The 24,753-nt window shown below is 40.5% G+C and carries 22 protein-coding genes and 2 riboswitches; of the genes, 20 read left to right on the forward strand and 2 right to left on the reverse strand.

What is annotated here, in order from left to right:
* Positions 1-141 precede the first annotated feature (141 nt).
* The 3 genes from FZC41_RS07645 (at position 142) to FZC41_RS07655 (ending at position 2,118) form a co-directional block, all read left to right on the forward strand.
* Positions 142-735 carry a TVP38/TMEM64 family protein gene (locus FZC41_RS07645; protein WP_148566815.1) on the forward strand — a complete coding sequence of 198 codons (594 nt, stop codon included), beginning with the start codon at positions 142-144 and terminating at the stop codon, positions 733-735.
* Positions 736-806: 71 nt separating this feature from the next.
* Positions 807-1,370: a TetR/AcrR family transcriptional regulator gene (locus tag FZC41_RS07650; RefSeq protein WP_148566816.1), complete on the forward strand. Its 564-nt coding sequence runs from the start codon at positions 807-809 to the stop codon at positions 1,368-1,370.
* Positions 1,371-1,497: 127 nt separating this feature from the next.
* Complete coding sequence (locus tag FZC41_RS07655) at positions 1,498-2,118, forward strand: class I SAM-dependent methyltransferase (protein WP_148566817.1); 621 nt, start codon at positions 1,498-1,500, stop codon at positions 2,116-2,118.
* 151 nt (positions 2,119-2,269) lie between these two features.
* Here FZC41_RS07655 and FZC41_RS07660 read toward each other — a convergent pair whose 3' ends face one another.
* Positions 2,270-3,895: a TIGR03768 family metallophosphoesterase gene (locus tag FZC41_RS07660; RefSeq protein WP_148566818.1), complete on the reverse strand. Its 1,626-nt coding sequence runs from the start codon at positions 3,893-3,895 to the stop codon at positions 2,270-2,272.
* Positions 3,896-4,125: 230 nt separating this feature from the next.
* On the opposite strand from FZC41_RS07660, the gene FZC41_RS07665 reads away from it, so the two are divergent.
* From FZC41_RS07665 to FZC41_RS07680, 4 genes are all read left to right on the forward strand, one after another.
* The gene (locus FZC41_RS07665; RefSeq protein ID WP_243167692.1) at positions 4,126-4,626 is read left to right on the forward strand and encodes a DUF2127 domain-containing protein; all 501 of its coding nucleotides are present in this window, start codon (positions 4,126-4,128) and stop codon (positions 4,624-4,626) included.
* Between the two features lie 165 nt (positions 4,627-4,791).
* Positions 4,792-5,247: a redoxin domain-containing protein gene (locus FZC41_RS07670; protein ID WP_148566819.1), complete on the forward strand. Its 456-nt coding sequence runs from the start codon at positions 4,792-4,794 to the stop codon at positions 5,245-5,247.
* Between the two features lie 38 nt (positions 5,248-5,285).
* Positions 5,286-5,819: a GNAT family N-acetyltransferase gene (locus tag FZC41_RS07675; protein ID WP_148566820.1), complete on the forward strand. Its 534-nt coding sequence runs from the start codon at positions 5,286-5,288 to the stop codon at positions 5,817-5,819.
* Positions 5,820-5,883: 64 nt separating this feature from the next.
* Positions 5,884-7,878, forward strand: coding sequence for an FAD-dependent oxidoreductase (locus FZC41_RS07680; protein ID WP_148566821.1), 1,995 nt, complete (start codon positions 5,884-5,886; stop codon positions 7,876-7,878).
* Positions 7,879-7,953: 75 nt separating this feature from the next.
* On the opposite strand, the gene thiC is transcribed toward FZC41_RS07680, so the two are convergent.
* Positions 7,954-9,267, reverse strand: coding sequence for a phosphomethylpyrimidine synthase ThiC (gene thiC, locus FZC41_RS07685; RefSeq protein ID WP_148566822.1), 1,314 nt, complete (start codon positions 9,265-9,267; stop codon positions 7,954-7,956).
* Positions 9,268-9,353: 86 nt separating this feature from the next.
* Positions 9,354-9,454: riboswitch (TPP riboswitch) on the reverse strand.
* Positions 9,455-9,583: 129 nt separating this feature from the next.
* A riboswitch (cobalamin riboswitch) is annotated at positions 9,584-9,765 on the forward strand.
* Positions 9,766-9,858: 93 nt separating this feature from the next.
* On the opposite strand from thiC, the gene FZC41_RS07690 reads away from it, so the two are divergent.
* The 13 genes from FZC41_RS07690 to FZC41_RS07750 all read left to right on the forward strand — a co-directional run bounded on the left by FZC41_RS07690 (position 9,859) and on the right by FZC41_RS07750 (position 24,672).
* Positions 9,859-10,896 (forward strand): zinc-binding dehydrogenase, encoded by a 1,038-nt coding sequence (locus FZC41_RS07690; RefSeq protein WP_148566823.1) that lies wholly within the window; start codon positions 9,859-9,861, stop codon positions 10,894-10,896.
* Positions 10,897-11,106: 210 nt separating this feature from the next.
* Complete coding sequence (locus FZC41_RS07695; protein ID WP_148566824.1) at positions 11,107-12,018, forward strand: 5'-nucleotidase; 912 nt, start codon at positions 11,107-11,109, stop codon at positions 12,016-12,018.
* Positions 12,019-12,429: 411 nt separating this feature from the next.
* Complete coding sequence (locus FZC41_RS07700; protein ID WP_148566825.1) at positions 12,430-13,095, forward strand: corrinoid protein; 666 nt, start codon at positions 12,430-12,432, stop codon at positions 13,093-13,095.
* 65 nt (positions 13,096-13,160) lie between these two features.
* A complete protein-coding gene (locus FZC41_RS07705; protein WP_148566826.1) occupies positions 13,161-14,228 on the forward strand; it encodes a uroporphyrinogen decarboxylase family protein in 1,068 nt (355 codons plus the stop codon).
* 206 nt (positions 14,229-14,434) lie between these two features.
* Entirely contained in the window at positions 14,435-15,391 is a 957-nt protein-coding gene (locus tag FZC41_RS07710) for a CobW family GTP-binding protein (protein ID WP_148566827.1), read from the forward strand.
* Positions 15,392-15,422: 31 nt separating this feature from the next.
* On the forward strand, positions 15,423-16,058 hold the full coding sequence (locus FZC41_RS07715) for a DUF1638 domain-containing protein (RefSeq protein WP_243136672.1): 636 nt from the start codon (positions 15,423-15,425) through the stop codon (positions 16,056-16,058).
* Positions 16,059-16,089: 31 nt separating this feature from the next.
* Complete coding sequence (locus tag FZC41_RS07720) at positions 16,090-17,112, forward strand: MtaA/CmuA family methyltransferase (RefSeq protein ID WP_148566829.1); 1,023 nt, start codon at positions 16,090-16,092, stop codon at positions 17,110-17,112.
* Positions 17,112-18,806, forward strand: a complete 1,695-nt coding sequence (locus FZC41_RS07725; protein WP_243136673.1) for an ASKHA domain-containing protein — start codon at positions 17,112-17,114, stop codon at positions 18,804-18,806. Before FZC41_RS07720 ends, FZC41_RS07725 begins: the two co-directional genes overlap by 1 nt.
* A 141-nt stretch (positions 18,807-18,947) precedes the next feature.
* On the forward strand, positions 18,948-20,234 hold the full coding sequence (locus FZC41_RS07730; RefSeq protein ID WP_148566970.1) for an O-acetylhomoserine aminocarboxypropyltransferase/cysteine synthase family protein: 1,287 nt from the start codon (positions 18,948-18,950) through the stop codon (positions 20,232-20,234).
* A 162-nt stretch (positions 20,235-20,396) separates the two neighbouring features.
* Positions 20,397-21,362 carry a homoserine O-succinyltransferase gene (locus FZC41_RS07735; RefSeq protein WP_476559220.1) on the forward strand — a complete coding sequence of 322 codons (966 nt, stop codon included), beginning with the start codon at positions 20,397-20,399 and terminating at the stop codon, positions 21,360-21,362.
* Between the two features lie 61 nt (positions 21,363-21,423).
* A complete protein-coding gene (locus tag FZC41_RS07740) occupies positions 21,424-22,461 on the forward strand; it encodes a uroporphyrinogen decarboxylase family protein (RefSeq protein WP_170253906.1) in 1,038 nt (345 codons plus the stop codon).
* Positions 22,462-22,597: 136 nt separating this feature from the next.
* A complete protein-coding gene (locus FZC41_RS07745; protein WP_148566831.1) occupies positions 22,598-23,758 on the forward strand; it encodes a trans-sulfuration enzyme family protein in 1,161 nt (386 codons plus the stop codon).
* Positions 23,759-23,760: 2 nt separating this feature from the next.
* Entirely contained in the window at positions 23,761-24,672 is a 912-nt protein-coding gene (locus FZC41_RS07750; protein ID WP_148566832.1) for a PLP-dependent cysteine synthase family protein, read from the forward strand.
* The last annotated feature ends 81 nt before the right edge of the window (positions 24,673-24,753 follow it).

Below are 24,753 nucleotides of genomic sequence, written 5' to 3' on the forward strand. Positions count from 1 at the left end.
TCTTTTCCCCTTTCGTTCAAGCAAAACAATTCGTCTATTGGTACTATCTGGAACAACCGTTTCCAATTCAATAATCAGATCATGTAAAAATTAAGTTGTTTTTGTTATTATTTAGCGTATGACTAAAAAAAGAGGAAATAGATGACAAATACAAAAAAACAGGTTATTAATGCAGTTACAATTATGGGATTATTAGGATCAGCCTTCTTCATCATATACGGAATAAAAATGCAGATCTTTACATCACAGACGGCGCTGGAACAGTTTATGAAATCGGCTGGTGTTTTTGCACCTTCTCTTTTTGTTACATTTCAAGCAGTTCAGGTTGTTATCCCGATATTGCCGGGTGGTATTGGTTGCTTGGCAGGCGTTATCATATTTGGACCCGTCAAAGGTTTTATATATAATTATATAGGTATTTGTATTGGTTCCGTTATGGCTTTTTTATTGGCGAAGAATTATGGCTCGGGATTTGTGAGAAGTGTGTTCAATGAAAAAACATATCAAAAGTATGAGTCATGGCTGCAAAAAGGATCAAATTTTGATAAATGGTTTGCGTTGGCAATCCTTTCACCAGTAGCGCCGGATGATTATTTATGCTATCTGGCCGGACTGACAGAAATGAGAGTAAAAAAATTCACTTTAATTATTTTGGCCTGTAAGCCGATTGGGATTGCCGCCTATTCATTTGGAATTAATTTAATCTATACTTCTTTATTGTCGCTATTTCACTAAAAAAACGAATGACAACTATTCATTGACAAATAATTAATCGAAGAGTATACTGTTTTTATCGGGAGGTGCTTATGCGAATTTCAAAAGAACCGGAAGTAAGAAAACAGGAAATAATTGATACGGCAATGAAAGTTTTTGCCAGAAAAGGCTATGAAGCTACCTCCATGACAGATATTGCGAAGGAAATGAATGTGGTTTCGGGTCTGTGTTATCGGTATTTTAAGTCAAAGCATGAGTTATATGAAACAGCAGTGGAAATGTATGCGAAGGAATGCAGTGCACCAGTGATTCAGATCCTGAGACAGGAAGGGTTGACGCTGGAAGGGTATATCGAACGACTGGAAAAAAATTTTATTACGACAGACGGCAAAGAGAAATATCATGATTTCTTTCATCAGGCTGAAAATGTGATGTTTCATCAGCAATTGGAGTTAGTGATGTTAAAAATTGTTATGCCACACATGATAAATTTTTTAGAGAACATGAAGAAACAAGGGGAAATTCAGATTGACGACACCGAAAGTGTGGCAAAGTTCATTCTGTATGGCCAAATGCCAATTATTAATGATGAGACAATAACAACGGCAGAAAAGGTGAGCAAGATAGATAAAATATTAAAAAAAATTCTATCTTAGAAGAGTGATGTTCGTTAGTGAAATTATCAATATAAACAACAACCCCCGGCTTATTTCAATCGGGGTTATTATTTAAACATCGAATGAATTAATGTCAATGATAAAAATTTAATGAAGGAGAAAATTAATGAGCCAAGAAAAAGCAAAACAAGCAACGAAAAAACATTTTGATGAGAGTGCGGAAGATTATAACAACAGTTATGATGGAAAATTTGTAAAATGCATGTATGACGAAATTGTTGAGAGAGTTCTAGCGGCCAACCCCAAGTCAATTTTAGATTTAGGTTGTGGCAATGGAAACATTCTGGAAAAAATAAAGCTAAAATCAGACGCGGATTTATATGGCCTTGATTTATCTGAAAACATGATCGAATCAGCAAAAGAAAAATTAGGGGCAAGGGTAGAATTAAAAGTCGGAGATGCTGAACAACTGCCGTATGATGATAATCAATTTGATATTATCGTGTGCAATGCCTCGTTTCACCATTACCCAAATCCGGATCGGGTATTGCTGGAGATCCGCAGGGTTTTAAAACCGAAGGGAACATTGGTATTGGGTGATCCGACAGCACCTTTTGAATGGTATCTAAAATTTTTGAATTGGGGTTTGAAATGGAGCAATTCAGGAGATTTTCGAATTTATGGAAAAAAAGAAATTCATGAATTGTTATTGAAGCATGGATTTAAGGTATCGGACTGGAAAAAAATTAATTATCGGACTTTTGTTATTAATGCATCTGGGATCTAAAGGCTGATGAAAACCGGTGGCAGAATAGAAACATATTTGTTTGGTTTTGAATCATAACAATAGCTTTTTACCAACTTCAGAGTATCTATTCATGCCAAGACCCCCCTTTTCATTTTTTGAAAAGGGGGGTCTTGGGTTTTAACCGTTATGATTATAAGGCTGACAGTTTAGCCTGCATTTCTGGACTCAATTGGACAACCAGTTCGGCGTTGTAAGAGCGGTTTTCGGTTGGCAGTTTGAAGATCTGCTCAGCGGCAAGAGCATAGGTCCGGGAGATATCGGCAAAGGAGCCTTCCTTGACAGCCGGATCAACATCTGTCGCAAAGATCGAAATGGTATCGTTGTTGTTGTTGACGACCTCGATGGTGCGAAACTGCTGGGGAAATTCTCTCAGCGATGAGGTCTCGACTTCCCAGAAGCCAAGTTCCGGCCGGCTGTCGTCCGGTGATTTCAGTGCGGTCACCATATTGAGATGGCGGTGTCCGGCAACGATCAGAATCAGGTTTGGATAGGTATGAAGTTTAGCAATGAGCTCTTCTTCAGTGACAACAGCGTATTGGCTGAAGGTCATTAAAGCATTGAGACCGCTGCTTTCAGGATTAGCGCCGATGGGGATGTGCATGGCGATAATCATCAGTTTATCTTCAGCCTGACCTTTGTCCAGTTCGTTGACAAGCCATTCATAGCGTTCCGCGTCAAGCGAGCCCTTGCCATTGCCATAAGGGCCGCTGGGATCTTCATCACGCTGAGTGTCATCAACGACGATGACCTTAATGGGCACATCGGATTTTGGTTCAAAGCTGTAGCAGCCGAATCCACTGGCGGCGTGGGATTCATTGAAGCCGTGTCCTTTTGGTTCGGTGGTGGTATCGAAAAATTCGCTGAACCACTCGTGTCGAAAAAGCGAGCGGCGATTGGGATCCGCGGGTATTGTTGGGGCACCATCCGGAAAGTCGGAAACCGGACCGGCGCCGATGATGTCGCCGTATGGGGTTCGGCCATCGATTGAGCCCATGTAATAGCCTCGGCCGTTGATGCCGGCACCGGAGGTGAAGATATTATCCATATTGATGATGGTGTCGCCAATCAGGGTCTCGCGGATGTAGTCATCCGGGGGAAACATACCCATCCAGAAATGATCGTGGTTGCCAAGGACCTGATACCAGGGGATCGATTTGTCAAGCCCAGCGGCCTGGTATTCATCCTGGTAGTCATTAAGCGGTCCGGGAATGGGATCATCTTTCGCGCCAGAACACGGATTGATGAGCTGGCCGTCAAGGACATCAATAAACCAGCGAAGCTCGTTGTGCTGGGTGCAGTTGCAGTCATCACCCAGGGAAATTCCGAAATCAAATGACTTTTTCTGGTGAAGGGCATTGACGGTCTGGACGGCGGCATCAAGGACATGGGTGGTATACAGCATAATTCCGGAATAACCAGAAATAACGCCCCATTCGTAGCCATAATAAGGAACCTGGGCAGGAGATTCTTTGTCAGTCAGGTGAATATCGGTCATGGTAAAGAAATTCAAAAGTCGCATCGGCTCAGCAACTAATGAATGGTCGTAAGCAGCGGGCATGAGATCCAGTCGCTTTTCATAATCAAGTCCGTCGCCATATTGCCATTGACCATAGCCATACTGCGAATATTTTGAGAGCTCATGGATCGGAACTTTAGGGGCAGATGAGGGGATCGGAACAGGAACAATCGTTCGTTCAACCGTTGTAAAGACTTCAGAATCGATTGGATAGCTTGCTTCAGGATTTATTTTTGTCATTTTCGGTCTCCTTTTAATTTAGATTAAGATAATTTCTAATGGCACTGTGATCTTTTTTTATAGTGCTAGTTTACCATATTTTAAATCAAAAGATAAAGCTTATATAATTAATCAATTAAAAAGCTTAAGACTATTCATGTTTTAATAAATTGTTCATGATATACTGAAAAAAAGTTATTTGTCAGCAAGCTGGTTTTGCAATAATCATTTTTAGTCTGGAGTTGATCGTATTGATAAAAAAAAGTACCAAACCGAAAGACCTTTTTCATCTGGGATTTGAACTTGGGCTGATCCTAAAAGGTTTAAACGGTTTATTGGAGATGATTGGCGGCATATTGTTCTTGTTTTTAAACCCAGACAGACTGAATTATATCATTGTTTTATTGACGCAAAATGAATTATCTCAGGATCCAAATGATATCGTGGCAAATGCGTTAATCAATCTAAGTCACAGCTTTTCAGTCAGTACACAACATTTTGGGGCTTTCTATCTGTTATCCCATGGTCTGATCAAATGCATTCTTATTTTTCTGTTATGGCGAAGAAAAAGTTGGGCCTATCCTCTTACGATAGGCGCATTAGCATTATTTATACTCTATCAGTTATACCGATACATCATCAGCCCATCATGGTTTTTGATCGCTCTTTCTATTTTAGATGCGGTGATGATTGGTCTGACTTTGATAGAGTATCGAAAAATGAGAAGTCAGCCCGTTCAACTTGAAGAGTGATGTCATTCTACGATAAGAGTGCGGTTTAGCTGATTAAAAATTAGATAAATGGCTATAATTAATTTAAGTGATGTCATTTCGGCTGAGAAGCAGAGAAGCAGCGATTAAAAAAGATTAACCGATTAGTTTGAGGTAGTAAGGCTTTAAAAATATAAGGAGGAAAAAATGGCTAACATTATTAAAGTAGGAGAAAAGGCACCCGATTTTAAATTACAGGACCAAAGTGAAAAAGAAATATCGCTCAGTTTGTTCAAAGGTAAGAAAGTTCTTTTATCATGGCACCCATTAGCATGGACGGCAGTGTGTACGGATCAAATGAGATCTTTGGAAAGAAATTTTAAACAGTTTGAAGAAAAGAATACGGTGGTATTGGGTTTAAGTATTGATTCTCAGCCGAGTAAATCGGTATGGGCAAGAGTACTGTGTTTGAACAACATAAAGATTCTGGCGGACTTTAATCCGCTGGGAGAAGTCTCAAGAAAATACGGGATCTTCAGAGAAGACCGTGGGTCATCAGAGCGAGCAAACATTCTCATTGACGAGAATGGCATGGTAATATGGGCAAAATTATATGAAATTCATACGCTTCCTGATGTGGCGGAAATCCTGGAACAATTATAGGAGACGTTCGGATCGAGACGCAATAACAGGAGCTTGAAATGGGAATAGTATTAACCGAATTAGAAGAAAAAGATTATGAAAAAATATATCATTTAATGGAAGTTGCTTTTGAGAAGGAAGAAATCAGAACATGCGAAAGTGGCCGGGAGCAATTAAACAAGGGCAATTACCGGATTTTGATTTCCCCAAATAACAAGGATGACATCGGTGGTTTTATTGCTGAGTGGGATCTTGAAACCTTTGTTTTTATTGAACATTTTGCGGTTGAAAAAGAACTCCGGGGACTTGGAATCGGTTCGAAAATGCTGGAAGAGTATTTAAAAAAGGCAACCAAACCCGTGATGGTTGAAGTGGAAGACAATGAAACGGAAATTGGAAAACGGCGGATCAATTTTTATAAAAGAATGGGCTTCTTTCTATCTGAATTTGGTTATCATCAACCAATTTTAAGAGGCGACGGAGAGAAAGAAATACTGCTTAGAATCATGAGCTTTCCCGAAGAATTATCAGAGGAAGGGTTTCTTGAGTTTAAGAAGGTGGTTTTTGAAAAAATTTATAAAAGAAAAAATTAAAGTGAGTCAGGTACTCATTTAGTGATTGCTTTTGGGCAAATTAGAACGGAAAGGGGAATTGTTAATGGAAAACAGGTATTCAAAACTATTTCAACCAACTTATATCGGAAAACTTAAGATTAAAAACAAAATATCCATGGCACCCATGGGACCAATCGGTTTTGCGGATGACAATGGAGCATTTAATCAAAGAGGGCAGGATTATTATGTCGAACGGGCAAAAGGCGGAGTCGGTCTCATTATTACCGGAATTTGCAGTGTTGATTTAGAGGTAGAGGATATGACAAAACCCGTCATTCCCTGTCCCACCATCAATCCATTGGCGTTTATTTATGCGGGAACGCAGATGAACGAACGGATTCATGCATATGGAGCGAAGATTATTATGCAATTGACAGGCGGACTGGGGAGAAGTGCGATACCGGGATTTGTTGGTAAGCATATTGCCCCGTCCAAGCAGGAAAATCGCTGGGAACCTGCCATTATTCACAGAGAGATGACCGTTGAAGAAATCCAGGAGGTTATCAATAAATTTGCGATCGCGGCTTCAGTCGCAAAAGCTGCGGGTTTTGATGGTGTGGAAGTTCATGCAGTTCACGAAGGCTATCTGCTCGATCAATTTGCCATTTCCTTTTTCAATAAGAGAACCGATGATTATGGCGGCAGTTTAGAAAATCGGTTAAGATTTGCAACCGAGATTGTGAAGGCCATAAAAGGTGTTTGCGGCGCAGACTATCCGGTTACCCTGCGTTACAGCCTCAAAAGCTTTATGAAAGGTTTACGCCAGGGGGCCTTGCCGGGAGAAAAATTTGCTGAAGTCGGAAAAGATACTGCCGAAGGAATCGCGGCCGCCAAACTATTGGCTGCGGCAGGATACGATGCCCTGAACGTGGATGCGGGAACCTACGACTCCTGGTATTGGAACCATCCGCCGATGTACTTTAAGGAAGGCGGCATGTATCGTGAGTTTGGAAGAATTTTAAAACACCAGGTTAGCGTGCCGATTATTTTAGCCGGTCGCATGGATGACCCGGATATGGCCTGTGCGGCTATTGGCGATTCATGCGATATTGTCAGCTATGGCCGGCCGCTTCTGTCGGATCCCGATTATCCGGAAAAGGTCAGACAGGGACGTTTAGATGAGATCCGTCCGTGCTTGTCCTGTCATGAAGGCTGTCTGGGGAGAATATCCCATGGGCCGCTGTGTTGTGCAGTTAATCCGGAAGTCGGGCGAGAAAAGATATATGGCATTGAACCGGCAAAGCAGAAGAAAAATGTTCTGGTCATTGGCGGGGGACTGGCCGGAATGGAAGTCGCCCGGGTTTGCGCCATCCGTGGGCATAATGTGACACTCTGTGAAAAATCGGATAAGCTGGGGGGAAACTTAATCCCCGGAAGCGTGCCGGATTTTAAAATAAATGATAAAAAGCTTTTGGCCTGGTATGAAAGACAACTTGAGCTTCTGCAGGTCATGGTTAAGAAAAACATAACGATGAATAAAGAGCGGATCGAAATCCAGGGGGATGAAATCGTTGTGGTAGCAACCGGGTCCCAGCCAATTGCCGGAAATTTCGGGAATGAAAGAGAAATGATCACGGCCAGCGAGGCCTTGCTGGGAACAAAGCCGGTGGGCCAAAAAGTCCTGATTATCGGCGGCGGATTGGTTGGCTGTGAAACGGGGTTGTGGCTGGCCCAGCAGGGGAAAGACGTCACGATCGTTGAGATGGCGCCGGATATAGCCGGGGGCCCCCATGGTATGCCGTTTATGAATTACGATATGTTAAAAGATGAATTAACCTATCATCAGGTTGAAATTTATAAAAGCACTCAGGTTTCCAGCGTTGAAAAAGACCTTATTACACTGGTGACTCAAGATGGCGAGGTCAAACTTTTAGCGGATACCGTGATTATTGCCATTGGTTATAGAGCTGAAAATCATTTGTACAAGCAGATTAATGTGGATAGCAAGGTTCCGGTATACAATATTGGGGACTCCCGGCATGTGAACAATATCATGTATGCCATTTGGGATGCCTATGAAATAGCCCGGGAATTGTAAACAGCCATTAAAGGCCAATTGTTTTATCGCAGTGCGGCGCACTGCGATAAAACAATTGGCCTTTAACTTTAGTGCTTAATTTTCAGAATAAAATTCGACCGTTTTTCCTTCTAAAATCATATTGGTGGTTTTCACGGCGCACATTTTCCCACACATGGTGCAGGTGTGTTTTTCGGCAGGAGAGGCGCTTTCGTAATAGGCTCTTGCTTTTTCGGAATCAATTGCAAGTTCAAACATGGCATCCCAATCGAGTTTATGACGAGCTTCCGCCATGTTATTATCGATTTCTCGGGCATGAGGCACGCCTTTGGCGATATCTGCGGCGTGCGCGGCAATTTTGCTGGCAATAATACCCTCTTTTACATCATTGATATCCGGGAGCCGCAAGTGTTCTGCCGGGGTGACGTAGCAAAGAAAATCCGCACCGCTGGCGGCGGCGATGGCACCGCCAATGGCGGAGGTAATATGGTCATACCCCGGGGCGATGTCGGTTACCAAGGGGCCTAAAACATAGAAAGGGGCACCATGGCACAGCCGTTTCTGAATGGTCATATTGGCCGCGATTTCATTCATTGCCATATGTCCGGGGCCTTCAACCATAACCTGAACATCTTTTTCCCAGGCCCGTTTGGTAAGCTGGCCCAGCTCGATTAGTTCGCTGAGCTGTGAGGCATCGGAACTGTCATCAATGCAGCCCGGTCTTAATGCATCACCAAGACTGATGGTAACGTCGAATTCCCGAAGAATTTCCAGAAATTCATCATAGTATTCATAGAAGGGATTTTCATTTCCGGTCATTTCCATCCAGGCAAAGAGCAGGGAACCGCCCCGGGAAACGATATTCATTTTTCGGCCGGTACGCTTAAAGGCTTCAATGGCCCGTTTATTGATGCCGGCGTGGATGGTCATAAAATCAACCCCTTCTTCAGCATGCGAGCGGACGACTTTCATAAAATCCTGGGGGGTGATTTCCAATAAGTCTTTTTCCAGATAACCAATGGCATCGTACATCGGAACGGTGCCGATCATGGCTGGAGAAATTTTTATGAGTTGGTTGCGAAAGGTGTTGGTTTTCCCATAATTGCTTAAATCCATGATGGCTTCAGCGCCAAATTTCAGAGCGAGCTTAACCTTTTCCAGTTCAATATCATAATTTTTACAGTCTCCGGAAACCCCCAGATTGACATTGATTTTTGTGCTCAGTCCGGTGCCGATACCCTCTGGGGAGAGTGATGTATGGTTAATATTTGCCGGAATGGCAACCTGACCACAGGCAATCAGTCCCCTGAGTTTTTCGGGTTCCATGAATTCTTTTTTAGCCACGATTAGCATTTCTGGGGTAATGATGCCTTTTTTAGCCGCTTCCATTTGCGTTTTGTAGTTTTTCATCGGTTGTTCCTTTCGAATTTGTTTTTTGCATAAAAAAAAGTGCTTTCCCATTCAGGAAGGCACTAAAAGCACTTGATTAATAATATTAGCCGAAACGCTCTGCTTCCCTACGTTAGTATTAACTAACAGGTTCAAAGGGTCAGGTTTTAACCTTCTCAACTAGCATCTAGTCCCCCCGCAAATAAATATTCAATTTATCGCATTATATCATGGAAAGAAAATTTGTCAAGATGAAGGGGGGATGTACTCAGTTTTGTCTGAAAAATTGATCACAGCACTATTTACAAAAGATCCAAATGTGTTATAATGCTAGTAATTAAATGATTGTTTTTCGGGTGCCTTTCGGGGAGAATAGGGAAATAAAATAAGTGAAATACTTATACGGGCCCACCGCTGTGAATTGGGAGTTGCTGTTATATTGCCACTGTTGTAAAAGACGGGAAGGCGACAGGAGCGATGATCATAAGTCAGAAGACCTGCCGGAAAAACCAGATTATGTCAGATGTGGAAAGTCTACACTTTTATTAGTGTAGGCTTTTTTGTTTTTTAGTTAGAATTTGATCGATAGAAATATGAAAAGGGTGGATAAGAATGAAAGCAGCAGTTTTAGAAAAAGCAGGAAAATTGGAAATAAATGACCTGGAGATGCCCGTATGTGGGGATGATGAGATTTTGGTTAAGATAAAAGTGTGTAATATTGGCAAAATGGATATTAGATGCGCTACCCTGGGTCAGCGAGATCTTGTATATCCAAGAGTACTGGGTCGTGAAATAGCCGGAATTATCACCCAAAAGGGTAAAGAGGCAGTTGGTTATCAGGTTGGGCAGCGGGTTCATGTTCATCCGAAAATTGTCTGTGGAAAATGTGAATACTGTAAAGAAAGATCGGATAATTTATGCGACCAAGTCCAGATTATGGGATTTAATTTGGATGGCGGTTTTCAGGAATTTTTGAGAATTCCTTCAGAAGGAGTTAAGGGAAAAATTCTTAATGTCATCGACAATGATGATCTGAATTTTGGAGAAATCTCATTTATTGAACCGTTGGCATGTTGCGTTAATATTCAGGATTCTCTTAAACTGAAGCCATCATCAGTGATGGTTATTATCGGTGGCGGTCGCATGGGAGTACTTAATCTATTGGTAGCAAAAGCTTCGGGGATAAAAAAAGTACTGCTTATTGAAAAAAATGAGGAGCGTCGAAAGTCAGGTTTGGAACTAGGTTTTGATGAAGTGTTCGGCGAAAAACAGGAAGATATCATTGAACAGATAAAAGCTGTCACCAAAGACCAGGGAGCGGATGTGGTTATCCCCTGTTGCCCAGGACCCAATGCCTTGAACCTGGCTATGAAGATTTTACGCAAAAAAGGACAGTTAGGCTATTTCAGTGGGGTTATTAATGAGGAAGGGGTTCAGCCGGATATCAATCTGATTCATTATAAAGAAATTTCAGTGATCGGAACTTACGGTTCCAGCCGGGCTCATAGCCGGAAGGCGAAGGCCTTGCTGGAATCTGGAAAAATTAATGTGAAACCGCTTATTTCCCATTACGTCAGTCTGGATGATTTGGCTTTGGGAATGGAATATGTTAAAAATTGCGATGGTTATTCAACAATTGTAAAAATTTAAAGATCAGAAAGAAAAACTGAAAAGATTATTTTGTCTGAATCAAGGGATTTTTATAGGTGTTTTGAATAAAAGATGATAAAATAAATAGAAACTTATCCACAATTACCGGCGAAAATGAAAGAATTGTGGATAAGTGAAGATGTTCGAATGTACGACACGCTGAAATAAGACCATTGCATTAGAGAAAAATGAACAGAGGAGCGAAGCATCATGCATAAATTTGAAAACTGTTTAGTGGTTGGTATATCGTCCCGGGCGCTTTTTGATTTAGAAGAAGAAAATCAGATTTTTAATACAGACGGCGTTGAGGCCTATGCACAATATCAAATTGAACACGAAAACGATATTTTAAGTCCCGGCACTGGGTTTGATTTAATCCGGGCTTTGCTTAATCTTAATGAGATCGAGCCGGAGAAACGAAAAACTGAAATTATTGTTATGTCCAAAAACAGTGCTGATACCAGTCTGCGGATTTTTAACTCGATCAAATATTATAATCTGGACATTACTAGAGCCGCTTTGGTCAGCGGGGCTTTTCTGTCACCTTATTTGGAGGCGTTTCAAACCGACTTGTTTTTATCAGCTAACGAGGAAGATGTTCAAGAGGCCATTAACTCGGGAGTAGCGGCCGGAATCATCTATACTGAGCATCTGCCCAGCGAAAAAATAAAAGAAATTGATCAAATTCGAATTGCTTTTGATGGCGATGCGGTTCTTTTTTCTGATGCTTCTGAAAAAATTTATCAGGCCCAGGGAATTGAAGCTTTTCAGGAATATGAGGCCAAAAATGCCAAGAACCCTTTGCCGGAAGGACCCTTTGCCAAATTTTTAAAAACACTGTCCACCCTTCAAAAGCAGTTCGATAAAAATCAGGCTCCGATTCGAACGGCATTGGTAACCGCTCGAAATGCACCGGCTCACGAACGGGTAATCCGAACCCTAAGAGCCTGGGATGTACGGATTGATGAGGCTTTTTTTCTCGGCGGAATGGAAAAACAGGATGTCCTGAAGGCTTTTGGCGCCCATATTTATTTTGACGACCAGGCGATTCATACGGATGCAACATCGGAGTTTGTTCCTTCGGCCCGGGTGCCGGCTAAAATTAAAATAAATGAAGAATAGGCTTGTTGACAAAATAAAAAAGAATCCTTGGAAAGAAAGGATTCTTTTTTGAGAGAGAGAGGATTGTTTGTTTTTCAATCTATATTAAACTGATTAATTATGGAAAGTTAATTAATCGGTGTTAAATCATTACGCTTAGTTTATCCCTTGTATGTGGTCAAGTGTTGATAGTTATGTGAAAATTATGTGAATTCAGTGTAAAAATTATTTCAAGGTAAAATATTTTGTTTTAGCCCCTAATTTAAATCATATTTTAAATTAGGGGATTTTTTTATGAAACGTATTTTGTAGTTGTTAAAAATTAAAAAAAATACAATAAAATGATTGACAAATATAAAAGAATCACTTACACTATCCTTACAAAACATATATGAAAGATATGACATATATGAAATATAGGGAGGACTTAGAATGTCAATAAACAAAGAGGAATTATACAATAAACTGGCTGAAGCTGTGCTCAATATGGAAGAAGAAGAAACAGTTGCACTCAGCAAACAGGTTATCGCTGAGAACCTGGATGCATATGAGGCAATCGTTAATGGATTGACCGTTGGGATGAATCAGGCCGGAAAACTTTTTGATGAAGAAGAATATTTTGTACCAGAACTGCTAATCTGTTCTGATGCCATGTATGCCGGATTGGAAATATTGAAACCCCATATAAAAACTAAAGATAACGCGATCAAACGAAAAGCAGTGATTGGCGTTATTGAAGGGGATACCCATGATATTGGAAAAAATCTTGTCAAGATCATGCTTGAAACCGGCGGCTTTGATGTTATCGATTTGGGTAGAGATGTTGCACCGGCAACCTTTGTTGAAAAGGCTAAGGAGGAAAAGGCCGAATTTATTGTGGTCTCCACTTTGATGACAACAACAATGGAAGGTATGAATGAAGTAATTGAGATTCTAAACGAAGAAGATATTAGAGACGATTATAAAGTATTAATCGGCGGCGGTCCAATATCACAGGGCTATGCAGATAAAATTGGCGCAGATGGATACGCCGAAAATGCAGCAGAGGCGGTAAAATTGGCAAATAGATTAGTAGCAGCCTATGGAAACGAGATCTAATATAGAATAAAACGACTGTAAAACGAAAATACAGTGTAAAGACTATTAACAGGAGGAAATCAAATATGTCATTGATACAAAGAAAAGAAGAATTAACTTCCCTGGAGAGGGTTGTCCGAACTCTGGAACGCAAAGAGGTAGATCGAATACCGGCAGTGCCACTCGTTTGCGGTGCCTCATACAGAGTTCTGGGAACGCGATATGATAAATGGTCCAACGATGCAGAATTGGCAACCCAAAGTTTACTTGCCGCACAGGAATTAATTGGACAGGACGCCTTTCTATTGCTTGTTGATCTTTCTGTTGAAGCGGCTGATTTTGGCCAGGAACTTATTTTCCCGAGATACAGCACCGCTTATCCGGATTTTAATAACCAATTCATTAAAACCTATGACGACTATAACAAGATTAAAAAAATTAACCCCCGAGAAACAAAACGGATGAAACAAGTCATTGATATTATCAAAGGCCTTTCCGCAGCAAAGGGAAATGAAGTGGCAATTCTGGGATTTGTTTATGGCCCATTAGGCGTATTGTCGCAGATTAGAGGCCATAAGAACTTATTTGTGGATCTCATTAAGCATCCCGATGAAGTTTTAGCAGCGGTTGACACAATAACCGATGTGCTGGTGGAGTATGCCATTGCCCAGGTTGAAGCAGGCGCGCATTCAGTTTGTATCGATCCGTTATATTCTTCAGGAACTGTTCTTAGAAACACGACCTGGGAGAAATTTGAAGGACCGTATTTAAAAAGAATAACTGATGCTATCCGTAAAACGGGGGCGGCGGTATCCATCCACAATTGCGGTGATGGGGTATACTTTGAAGAAGTCATAAAATGGTCAGATCCTGTTGCAATATCCGTTGCTCATCCAGCCCATGGATCTAAAACTTGGGAAGAGCATGCTAAAGCATGGGGAGATAAAGTCATTACGATTGGCTATTCTGATCCGGCCGAAACAGGTTTGGTTTTTACAGCGGATGAAGTATTGGAAGATTGCAAAAATCAAATTGATACCTTTAAAAAATATAATGCCGGATTCATTCTTTCCACTGGTTGTGAATTCCCGCCAAATGGGAACTTGTTAAATGCCGCTGCGATGGTTGAAGCATCTAAGCGCTACGGACGATAAAATTATAAAGTGATTACAAAATCTGGTGATTATTATTAATATTTTGGGATTCAGACAGCTATTTTGTGTTTGAGTTTGCTGAAAATTCACACGCTTAAGGTGAACACCAAACGGGTGTTCACCTTAACGTGTATTTGGGATTATTCAGCAAATCAGACAGATTTAATGATCATTTATAAATAATTACAAATAGATTAGGAAGTGGAATGATGACGATACAAATTGATATTTTTTCCGGCTTTTTTGGTGCCGGGAAAACGACCTTAATTAAAAAGCTGATTGACGAAAAAGTGTACTCGAAAAAAGTAATGATTATCGAAAACGAATTTGGAGATATTCCCATTGATGGAGAATTCTTAAAAAAATTCAATATTGAAATAAAAGAAATAAAAGCGGGCTGCATTTGCTGTTCAACCGCGAATGATTTTAATGATACATTGATCGAAATTATTGATGCAAAAGAAACAGAACGCATTATTATCGAACCTTCCGGGGTTGGAAAACTTTCAGAAATCGTTAAAATTGTAAAAAAAGTCGAAGCAGAAAATGATGCCCGGCTTAACATGGTTATTTCAGCCGTTGACGTGACGATGTATGAAGAATTCAGTAATTTATTCAGTGAATTTTATGAAGACCAGGTTATCCATGCAAGTACGGTCGTTTTAAGCCGCACCCAAAGCGTTAACGATGAAGAACTGCAAGTGGTTGTTTCAAAAATAAGAGAACTCAACGAAAAAGCGCAAATCATCACAACACCCTGGGATGATCTAAATGGGATTGAATTGGTTGAACTGTCAGAAGCGGATGTAAAACAGGAAACATTGAAAGAAGCGTTCACTGAAATAACAACGGATGAAGTTGAATACGATCCCGAACGGCCCCATGACCATGACCATGATGAGTTTACAAGCTGGGGCATTGAAACACCAAAAGTTTATTCTTTAGATGAATTGACAAGCATCTTTCAGGGGCTGAAAAACGAAGAAAAATATGGAAAAGTGGTGCGATCAAAAGGAAAAGTTCAGGTGGATAGTGATCATTGGATCGAGTTTGATTTTGTCCCCAGACAATTTGAAATAAGAGCATCGGAACCGGATCACACTGGCCGAATAACGGTAATAGGCCATGATTTAAACAAAGAGAACCTGATTAATATTTTTTAAGATGAAGATAAAAGTAATCGCATGTGAGGTAATGAAAGAAGAAATTCAGGCTATCGAAGGATTAGATGACCTGGATTTCGAGTTCGTTTCGATGGATTTTCATCTTTATCCGAAAAAGTTGAAAACTGAATTACAAAGAATTATTGATCAGTCCCGGGGCTATGACAAAATTATTTTAGCCTTTGGTTTATGCGGCGGGGCAGCGAATGGCTTAAAGGCAACAAACTGCGAGCTGGTCATACCCAGAGTCCATGATTGTATTTCGATATTTTTATGCCCGAAAAATGGTTGCGTCTGTGATTTCAAAAAAGAAATTGGCACGTTTTATCTCAGCAATGGATGGATGATTACCGAGAAATCAATTTTATCCGATTATCAGCGCATTTTACAAAAGTTTGGGCCCCAGAAAGCCAATAAAATATTAAATAGAATGTATGACGGTTATAAAAAAATTCTGTTTATTGAAACCGGCGGGGTCCGTCAGGATGAGGTTATCCGCCAGTCAAAAGAAATTGCTGAATTATTTAAAGCGGAGTATGAAACCATCCAGGGGCAATCTGCTTTTATTGAAAAAATTATCAGCGGACCCTGGGATGAAGAAAATTTTATTACGGTAGCTGCCCAGGGGATTATAACAGAAGAGGATTTTGGGATTAATGCAAAATAATTTCAATAAGGAAAGAAAGAGGAATTAAATAATGAACGATTTAACACCAAAAGAACGGATATTTCGTTCTTTAAAAAAGCAAACAGTGGATAGGGCGCCGGTTATTTGCCCGGGAGGAATGATGAACGCCGCGATTGTTGAAGTCATGAATAAAACCGGACACACTTTGCCTGAGGGCCATCATGACAGCAAAATAATGGCTGCGTTGGCAAATGATGTCCATCTAAACACCGGTTTTGAGAATTTTGGCATACCGTTTTGTATGACTGTTGAGGCAGAGGTGTTGGGGAGCGAAATAAATTACGGAACTCTTTCCTGCGAACCCAAGATACAAAGGGAAGTATTTTCCTCTGTAACAGACGTTGTCTATAGAGAATCAGGGGCAATGGAAAAGAACGCAAGAGTCAATGCAATTATTGAGGCGACTTATGCATTATCAAAAAGATATCCGGATGTTCCGGTCTTTGGAAGTGTTACCGGTCCGCTTAGCACCTCGGCATCGCTGGTTGATCCCATTCCCTTTTTGAAAGAGCTGAGAAAAAACCGGGATGGAGCTCACCGCGTCATTGATTATGTCAGCGATCAGATTATCGAATATGCAAAATTGATGATCGAAAATGGCGCAAGTGTCATTACGATTGCCGATCCGACTGCAACTGGAGAAATATTAGGACCAACGATGTTTGGCGAATATGCAGTTAAATATTTGAATAAAATTATTGATGCAATCCATGAAACGAATACACCCGTTGTCGTACATATCTGTGGAAAAATGAATGCGGTAAAAAAATTTGTTCCGCAAATCAAATCTGATGCAATCAGCACCGATTCGTCAATTAGTTTGAAAAAGCTGAAAGAAGAGTATGGTCAACTGACAACAATGGGCAATCTCAGTACCTACTTATTAGAATTTGGTGAAGCAGAAAAAATTTCAATACTGACGGAAAAGTTGAAAAATGATGGCATCGATATAATTTCGCCGGCCTGTGGCCTAAGTACCTCTACGCCATTAAGAAACATCAATGCAATGACAAATAGGGTAAAGGAGTCTTAATGATGGTAAAAGTAAATTTTGTGGCAGAAAACAAGAGTGTTTTGGTTGCCAAAGGCACAACAATTTTAGAAGCTGCCAAAAAGCTGGAAATTGTTATCGAATCACCATGCAATGCTGAAGGTGTCTGTGGTAAATGCAAGGTGCAGGTTTCAAAAGACAGTCTAAAGAACATCGAGCAATATGGAAAACATCAGTTATCAGATCAGGAAAAGTCGCAAGGATTTGTTCTGTCATGTCAAACGAAGGTAATTGGAAATGTCAATGTTGAAGCGGTTTCCAAGCATCAGAACAAGACGCTGCAAATACTAAATCACGGTCAAAGCTTCGATATCGAGGTTGATAGCCTGATCAAAAAAGAGTACGACGGAAACGGAAAAACGATTATTTATGCCGGAGATCAGATTATCGGTGAGGAAGAAGGCGATACGTCATTACTTAATTTTGGTGTCGTGGTAGATATTGGCACAACCACGTTGGTAGCAACGATCGTTAACATTAATACCGGCGAAGAACGCTATTCGGTTTCGGCATTAAACCCCCAGAGCTTGTATGCCCAGGATGTTTTATCCAGAATAAAGTATGCCTCAAGCGAAGAGGGCTTGGACACCATGTATTTTGGGATAACCCAGGAAGTCAATAATTTGATCGAAAAAGCGGCAAAACATACGGGAATTGATCGAAACCATATCTATGAAGTTATTTACAGTGGAAACACCTGTATGATCCACCTGGCGGCTAAAGTGAATCCCTATTCATTAGGTAAATATCCGTACACGCCATTATTAAGGGGCGGAAGCAGGCTGAGTTATGACGAGCATTTATTAAACATTTCAGAAAGCGGAGCAATTTATTTGCCGCCGATTATTTCAGCATTCGTTGGTCCGGATATCACATCGGGGATTTTGGCGACCCGGCTTCAAGATCGAAAAGGGGTTACCCTGTTTGTTGATATCGGAACAAATGGAGAAATGGTTTTGGCCAGTGACGGGCTTTTAACCGCCACGTCCACTGCGGCCGGACCGGCTTTTGAAGGCATGAATATTACCTATGGGATGAGAGCCGAAAAAGGAGCCATTGAGTATTTTAATATTGAAGAAGATGGAACGATTGAAGTAAAAACCATCGAAGACGGAAAACCTGTCGGCATTTGCGGAAGTGGTCTGATCGATATTGTGGGAGAGCTTGTTGCCAATAAAGTAATTGATAAAAGAGGAAGATTTTCAGCGCCGGAAAACAGCGATTTAAAACAGGGACTCGGCGCCCGAATCGTGAAAATCGATGGAAAAAATGCTTTTGAAGTAGCAAAAGGTATTTTTCTTACCCAGAAGGATATCAGACAGGTTCAACTAGCAAAAGGTGCCGTAAGAGCGGGGATTGAATTCTTAATGAATACTAAAAACATTAAAGCCGAGGATGTCGATAAAATACAAATTGCCGGATCATTCGGCTTTCATTTGAGAGCAGAAAGTCTGATCAATATCGGTTTATTGCCAAAAGAATTTGAAGGCAAGATTGATTTTGTCGGCAACACCTCGAAATCAGGCGGCCATGCATTTTTGTTGAACCAAAAATACCGCGATGAAATGGAAGAATTGGTTAAGGAAATTGAAGTTGTTGAATTGTCAAACGGCGAGAATTTTGACCGGATATTCGTTGATTGTTTATCTTTTGATAAACAGAAAAAAATCGCATAATAAAATCAAAAAAAATATTGACAAGCAAAGAAAAGTGATGTATATTAATCATATAAAACATATAGGATATATATGAAATACAATTTTAGGAAGTAAAGCAATATGGAAAAAAATACAGAAAGAAATGAGAGGTCAATTAATATGAGCGAAAGAAAACTAGGATTCGATACACTACAAGTACATGCAGGACAGGTGCCAGATCCGGCAACAGGAGCTAGAGCAGTGCCGATCTATCAGACAACATCCTATGTATTTAAAGATACCGCAGAAGCCGAAGGTCGTTTTGCCTTAACCAATCCAGGAAATATTTATTCCCGATTAACCAATCCAACTACGGATGCGTTTGAACAGAGAGTAGCTGCTCTTGAAGGTGGATCAGCAGGTCTGGCCACAGCTTCAGGCGCAGCAGCAATCACCTATGCGATTGAAAATATTGCCAGCGCTGGTGATGAAATCGTAGCTGCAAGTACATTGTATGGCGGAACCTATCATTTATTTGCCGACACCTTGCCTAAATTTGGTATCAAAACAATTTTTGTTGATCCGGAAGATCCTGAAAATTTCAGAAAAGCCATCACTGATAAAACAAAAGCAATTTTTTATGAAACACTTGGTAATCCAGCTAACAATGTCATTGACTTTGATGCAGTTGGAAAAATTGCTGCTGAAAACAAAATACCAGTAATTGTTGATAATACGTTTGCTACTCCCTATTTATTCAGACCTTTGGAACATGGGGCAAATGTTGTTGTTCATTCAGCAACCAAATTCATTGGTGGTCATGGGGCAGCCATTGGCGGCATTATCGTAGATGGTGGTAATTTTGATTGGAAAAGTGGAAAATTTCCAGATTTCACGACTCCAGATCAAAGCTATAATGGCATAACCTATGCTGATTTAGGTGCGGTTGCCTATGCTGTAAAAATTAGAGCGCAACTTCTCCGCGATACGGGAGCAACGTTGGCTCCGCTTAACTCTTTCTTGTTTTTACTGGGATTAGAATCACTGTCTCTTCGAGTTCAAAAACATGTCGCAAATACCCAAAAAGTTGTTGAATTCCTGGAAAATAGTCCAAAGGTTAAAACCGTTAATTATCCAGGCACTAAGTCAAACAAATATTATGATTTGGCACAGAAATATTTACCACTTGGAGCTGGCTCGATTTTCACTTTCTCAATTAACGGAACGGTTGATCAGGCCAAGAAATTTATTGATAGTTTGGAAATATTTTCGCAATTAGCAAATGTGGCCGATGCAAAATCACTGGTTATCCATCCTTCATCAACAACACATCAGCAACTTACTCCAGAAGAACAGGCAGCCGCAGGATTCGGACCTGACACTATTCGTTTATCAATTGGGGTAGAAGATGTCGATGATATAATTTATGATATCAAGCAAGCTTTAGACAAAGCAATCACAGATTAATAAATATTTAAATGAGGCTGCTTGAACTTTGAATAGAAGAACAGCAGACCGTTAATTTATGCGAAGGCAATGAGGCAAATGAGTACCTCCTGCTCATTTGCCAACTGTTCGGGAGTCATAGAGAAATTCGCATCGCGTGTTTCTTGTCGAGCGAGAGGTGTTATGATGCCAATATGTGTTAAAGAAGGTCTTCCTGCAATTGAGGCACTTGCCAATGAAAATATTTTCATTATGTCAGAAAGTCGTGCCGAACATCAGGATATTCGTACTTTAAGAATCTTGATTGTTAATTTAATGCCCACCGTAATCGCAACCGAAACACAACTTTTAAGATTGTTAAGTAATACTTCACTGCAATTAAGTGTTGAATTTTTAAAAATATCAACACATATCCCTAAAAATTCAATTTTGGAACATTTACATCAATTTTATATGACCTTTGAAGAAATTAAAAACAAAAGTTATGATGGCATGATTATAACCGGTGCGCCGATTGGACAATTAGAATTTGAAGAAGCTGATTGTTGGGATGAATTGTGTGAGGTAATGGAATGGGCAAAATATCATGTTAATTCTGCACTGTACTCATGCTGGAGCGCCTACGCCGCGTTGCATTATCATTTTGGATTGAATAAATGTAATCTTTCAAATAAATTATCCGGGATTTATGCTCACACCGTGAATATACGCAGACACCCCATTGTCAGAGGGTTTGACGATATATTCATGGCTCCGCATTCCCGGGATATCGCAATCAATAAAGAAGAACTGCTTAAGATATCGGAACTTGATATTTTAGCTGAATCAGAGAAAGCCGGAGTATATTTAATCGCAGACACAAACAACAAGCAATTGTTTGTGACCGGGCACTGTGAATTTGACCGAGCGGCCCTGGAGTCAGAGTATATTCAGGATTGTTTAAAAGGACTGAATCCAAAATTCCCCGAGAATTTTCAAATAAAAGACAAATCGCCATTTTCCAAACAAACCAGTTGGAACAGTCACGCATCATTATTATTTTCGAATTGGTTGAATTATTATGTATATCAGCAAACACCGTATCGTTTAAGTGATATCGGATATAAGAATAACATTGAAAAAATGGGTAAACTGTCTGTTGCAAAATAAAGTTGGGACCAATTCATTTGAATGGTTCCAACTTTTAATTTTTAAGATAGGAGATGATTTTTTGACACATAAAGAAATAATATTATCTGGAATTGCTTTAAAATCAACACCGCGTTTGCCGCTGGTAATCTTATCCAGCGGCGTGTGGATATTTTACCGAAATGGCTTAACCTTGCAGGATACTTTTGAATGTCCTCCGGAAAAAATCGCCGAATGTATGATCAATAATAATAATGAAGCAAATTCCGATATCATTTGGATGGGTGCGGATTGTGGAAATTTGGCACTACGGGCTATTGGTGCAAAATGTACTTTTAATGCTTTGGGAGAGGCCTCGACAGTCGATGAACCGCTGGTCTTAAAACCTTCGGATGTTGATAAATTAAAAATTGAAGATTTGGAAAATTCCGCGGAATTGGAGAATTTATTAAAGACCACGCAAATTGTTGCCGAAAGAGTCGGCAATGAATTTTTATTGGGAAATAGTCAGTGGGGCCCATTTACCCTGGCAGGACAGCTAATGGGAATGGAAAATTTGATGGTAACCACCTTGAAAGACAAGCCGGGGATACAGCATGTGCTCGAGTTTACAGAACGCCTGCTTTTAAAATACTGGAACTTATTTATTGATGCCGGGGTTGAATTGGTTAATCAGGCCGAGCCGATGTCTTCGGGGAATGTCATATCGGCAAAAATATTTAAAGAAACGGCTTTTCCCTGGATCCAGTCGGCAAATAAAGCGATCAGTAAACGGACGAAAGCAAAAATGCTGCATATTTGTGGAAATACGACGAGAATATTGGATTTGATTCCGCTTACCGAGACCGATCTATTTTCGCTGGACTATCAAGTCGATTTAAAAATTGCCAGAGAGAAGCTAAGCGGCAAGATTGCTTTTGGCGGAAATCTGAACCCAACCAGTATCATCCTGGAAGGAACGCCGGAAGAAATTAAAATCGCCACGAAAAAATGCATTTTCGACGCAGGACATAAAGGGTATGTAGTTATGCCTGGCTGTGATATTCCGCCGAAAACTAAAATGGAAAATGTTCAGGCAATGGTAGATACCGTCCATCATACCTTTATCGGCTGCCGATAAAACCATTTTCGTTGTAACGGCGTTCGGCAGTATGATTAATAAGCAGAAAACAGATTGACAATAATCGTAGAACTTGCTATAATTAGTAAATCATATATGTATAGTATGAATTAAAATGAATTAAGGAGACTGATCAATGAGTAACTATAGTAACATTGATTCCAAACTGATCCATGGTGGAATTGACGGAGACGAAAATACTGGAGCAGTTAATGTACCAATATTTCAAACATCAACATATAAACAACAGGGTCTAGGCAAAAACAAGGGGTATGAATATTCGCGAACGGGAAATCCCACCAGACAGGCATTAGAATCTCTAATTGCTGATTTAGAAGGGGGCGTCGCGGGGTTTGCGTTCGCTTCTGGAATGGCGGCAACCACCGCGGTGCTCAGCCTTTTTAAAACCGGAGACAAAATCATTATTTCAAGTAATGTTTATGGCGGAACCTTTCGGGTGTTGGATAAAGTATTTAATAATTTTGGCATCACTTATGAAATTGTTGAAACATCAGATTTGGCGATCCTTGAGAAAAGCATCGATGCGGATGTAAAGGCGATCTTTATTGAAAGTCCGGCAAATCCGATTTTGTCCATTACCGATATCAAAGAAGTGGCATTAATCGGTAAAAAGCATAATATCTTAACCATTGTCGACAACACTTTTATGACGCCGTACTTACAGAGACCGATCGAACTTGGCGTCGATATTGTCGTCCACAGCGGCACCAAATATTTGGGCGGACATAGCGATTTGATTGCCGGACTGGCGGTCGTCAATAGTGAAGAACTGGCTGAACGGTTAGCTTTCATCCAGAATTCAACAGGCGGGATTTTGCAGCCATTCGACAGCTTTCTGCTGATTCGGGGAATTAAAACCCTTGGCGTCAGAATGGACAGACATATTGAAAATGCCCTATTTATTGCGGAGGAGTTAAAAAAACATCCCGGCGTAAAGGCGATCTACTATCCTGGTTTGCCGGAAAGTCAAGGATATGAAATCAATAAAAGTCAAACCAGCGGACCAGGCGGAATGCTGTCATTTGAACTTGATGAAAAATATAATATCCATAAGTTCTTTGAGTCGCTGGAATTTATTTCATTGGCAGAGAGTTTAGGCGGCGTTGAATCGCTGATCTGCCATCCATCCAGTATGACCCATGCTTCGATTCCGTATGAGATTCGCCAAAAAGTTGGCATCGTTGAAAATTTAATCAGAATTTCGGTGGGAATAGAAAATAAAAAGGATATCTTAAATGATTTGGAACAAGCATTCTTAAAGAGTTACGAGGGATAAAAATGGCTTATTATAATGACATTAGGGAATTAATCGGCAATACGCCAATGGTTAAACTTAATAATTTTGATGTAAAAAAGGGCGTAAATATTTTTGCGAAACTTGAGCTTTGGAATCCCGGGGGAAGTGTAAAAGACCGAATCGGGGTTTCAATGATCAAAGATGCGGAAGAACAGGGTCTGCTAAAACCGGGTTATACCATTATCGAAGGGACGGCCGGAAATACTGGTCTCGGGGTTGCTCTGGCGGCCATCAATAAAGGCTACCGCGTTATTTTTGTCGTGCCCACTAAGTTTTCAATTGAAAAACAGACGCTGATGCGCGCTTTCGGCGGAGAAATCATCAATACACCACGGGAGTTAGGGATGCTTGGCGCAACCGCCAAAGCCCAGGAATTACTCAGAACGATTCCAAACTCGATCTCCCTTAAGCAATTTGACAATCCTTCGAATCCATTAACCCATTATGAAACAACCGGACCGGAAATATACCGCGACCTTGAAGGTAATATCGATTATTTGGTAGCCGGTGCCGGCAGCGGCGGAACCTATTCTGGAGTTGTCCGTTATTTGAAAGAGCAAAATCCCAATATCAAAGGGGTGCTGGCCGATCCCATTGGTTCAATCATGGGTGGCGGAAATGTTGGCTGCTATGATATAGAAGGCATCGGGAATGATTTTATTGCCACCACAATGGATATGTCCCTTGTGGATGAGGTGATCAAAGTGCATGACAGCAATGCTTTTGAAATTGCCAAATTGCTGGCGAAAAAAGAAGGGATTATTGCCGGCACCTCATCCGGAGCGGCTTTATTTGCAGCACTGAAGCTGGCTGAAAAAATTGACAAAGGCAATATTGTCACAATTTTACCGGATCGAGGGGACCGTTATTTCAGCAAAAACATTTATGATTAAATCTCCCTGCTAAAAAGATTCGTTGATACGATGCGTGTTAAATAGTACAATATAACAGATAATAATGAAAGGGGAATAAAA

The sequence above is a fragment of the Acetobacterium paludosum genome (assembly GCF_008086595.1).
In the GTDB taxonomy this organism is placed as follows: Bacteria; Bacillota; Clostridia; order Eubacteriales; family Eubacteriaceae; genus Acetobacterium; species Acetobacterium paludosum.

Bases quoted from the DNA above. Each gene is read 5' to 3' on its own strand.
- FZC41_RS07645 (WP_148566815.1), top strand. From the start codon at position 142: ATGACAAATACAAAAAAACAGGTTATTAATGCAGTTACAATTATGGGA.
- FZC41_RS07650 (WP_148566816.1), top strand. From the start codon at position 807: ATGCGAATTTCAAAAGAACCGGAAGTAAGAAAACAGGAAATAATTGAT.
- FZC41_RS07655 (WP_148566817.1), top strand. From the start codon at position 1,498: ATGAGCCAAGAAAAAGCAAAACAAGCAACGAAAAAACATTTTGATGAG.
- FZC41_RS07660 (WP_148566818.1), bottom strand. From the start codon at position 3,895: ATGACAAAAATAAATCCTGAAGCAAGCTATCCAATCGATTCTGAAGTC.
- FZC41_RS07670 (WP_148566819.1), top strand. From the start codon at position 4,792: ATGGCTAACATTATTAAAGTAGGAGAAAAGGCACCCGATTTTAAATTA.
- FZC41_RS07675 (WP_148566820.1), top strand. From the start codon at position 5,286: ATGGGAATAGTATTAACCGAATTAGAAGAAAAAGATTATGAAAAAATA.
- FZC41_RS07680 (WP_148566821.1), top strand. From the start codon at position 5,884: ATGGAAAACAGGTATTCAAAACTATTTCAACCAACTTATATCGGAAAA.
- thiC (WP_148566822.1), bottom strand. From the start codon at position 9,267: ATGAAAAACTACAAAACGCAAATGGAAGCGGCTAAAAAAGGCATCATT.
- FZC41_RS07690 (WP_148566823.1), top strand. From the start codon at position 9,859: ATGAAAGCAGCAGTTTTAGAAAAAGCAGGAAAATTGGAAATAAATGAC.
- FZC41_RS07695 (WP_148566824.1), top strand. From the start codon at position 11,107: ATGCATAAATTTGAAAACTGTTTAGTGGTTGGTATATCGTCCCGGGCG.
- FZC41_RS07700 (WP_148566825.1), top strand. From the start codon at position 12,430: ATGTCAATAAACAAAGAGGAATTATACAATAAACTGGCTGAAGCTGTG.
- FZC41_RS07705 (WP_148566826.1), top strand. From the start codon at position 13,161: ATGTCATTGATACAAAGAAAAGAAGAATTAACTTCCCTGGAGAGGGTT.
- FZC41_RS07710 (WP_148566827.1), top strand. From the start codon at position 14,435: ATGATGACGATACAAATTGATATTTTTTCCGGCTTTTTTGGTGCCGGG.
- FZC41_RS07715 (WP_243136672.1), top strand. From the start codon at position 15,423: ATGAAAGAAGAAATTCAGGCTATCGAAGGATTAGATGACCTGGATTTC.
- FZC41_RS07720 (WP_148566829.1), top strand. From the start codon at position 16,090: ATGAACGATTTAACACCAAAAGAACGGATATTTCGTTCTTTAAAAAAG.
- FZC41_RS07725 (WP_243136673.1), top strand. From the start codon at position 17,112: ATGATGGTAAAAGTAAATTTTGTGGCAGAAAACAAGAGTGTTTTGGTT.
- FZC41_RS07730 (WP_148566970.1), top strand. From the start codon at position 18,948: ATGAGCGAAAGAAAACTAGGATTCGATACACTACAAGTACATGCAGGA.
- FZC41_RS07735 (WP_476559220.1), top strand. From the start codon at position 20,397: ATGATGCCAATATGTGTTAAAGAAGGTCTTCCTGCAATTGAGGCACTT.
- FZC41_RS07745 (WP_148566831.1), top strand. From the start codon at position 22,598: ATGAGTAACTATAGTAACATTGATTCCAAACTGATCCATGGTGGAATT.
- FZC41_RS07750 (WP_148566832.1), top strand. From the start codon at position 23,761: ATGGCTTATTATAATGACATTAGGGAATTAATCGGCAATACGCCAATG.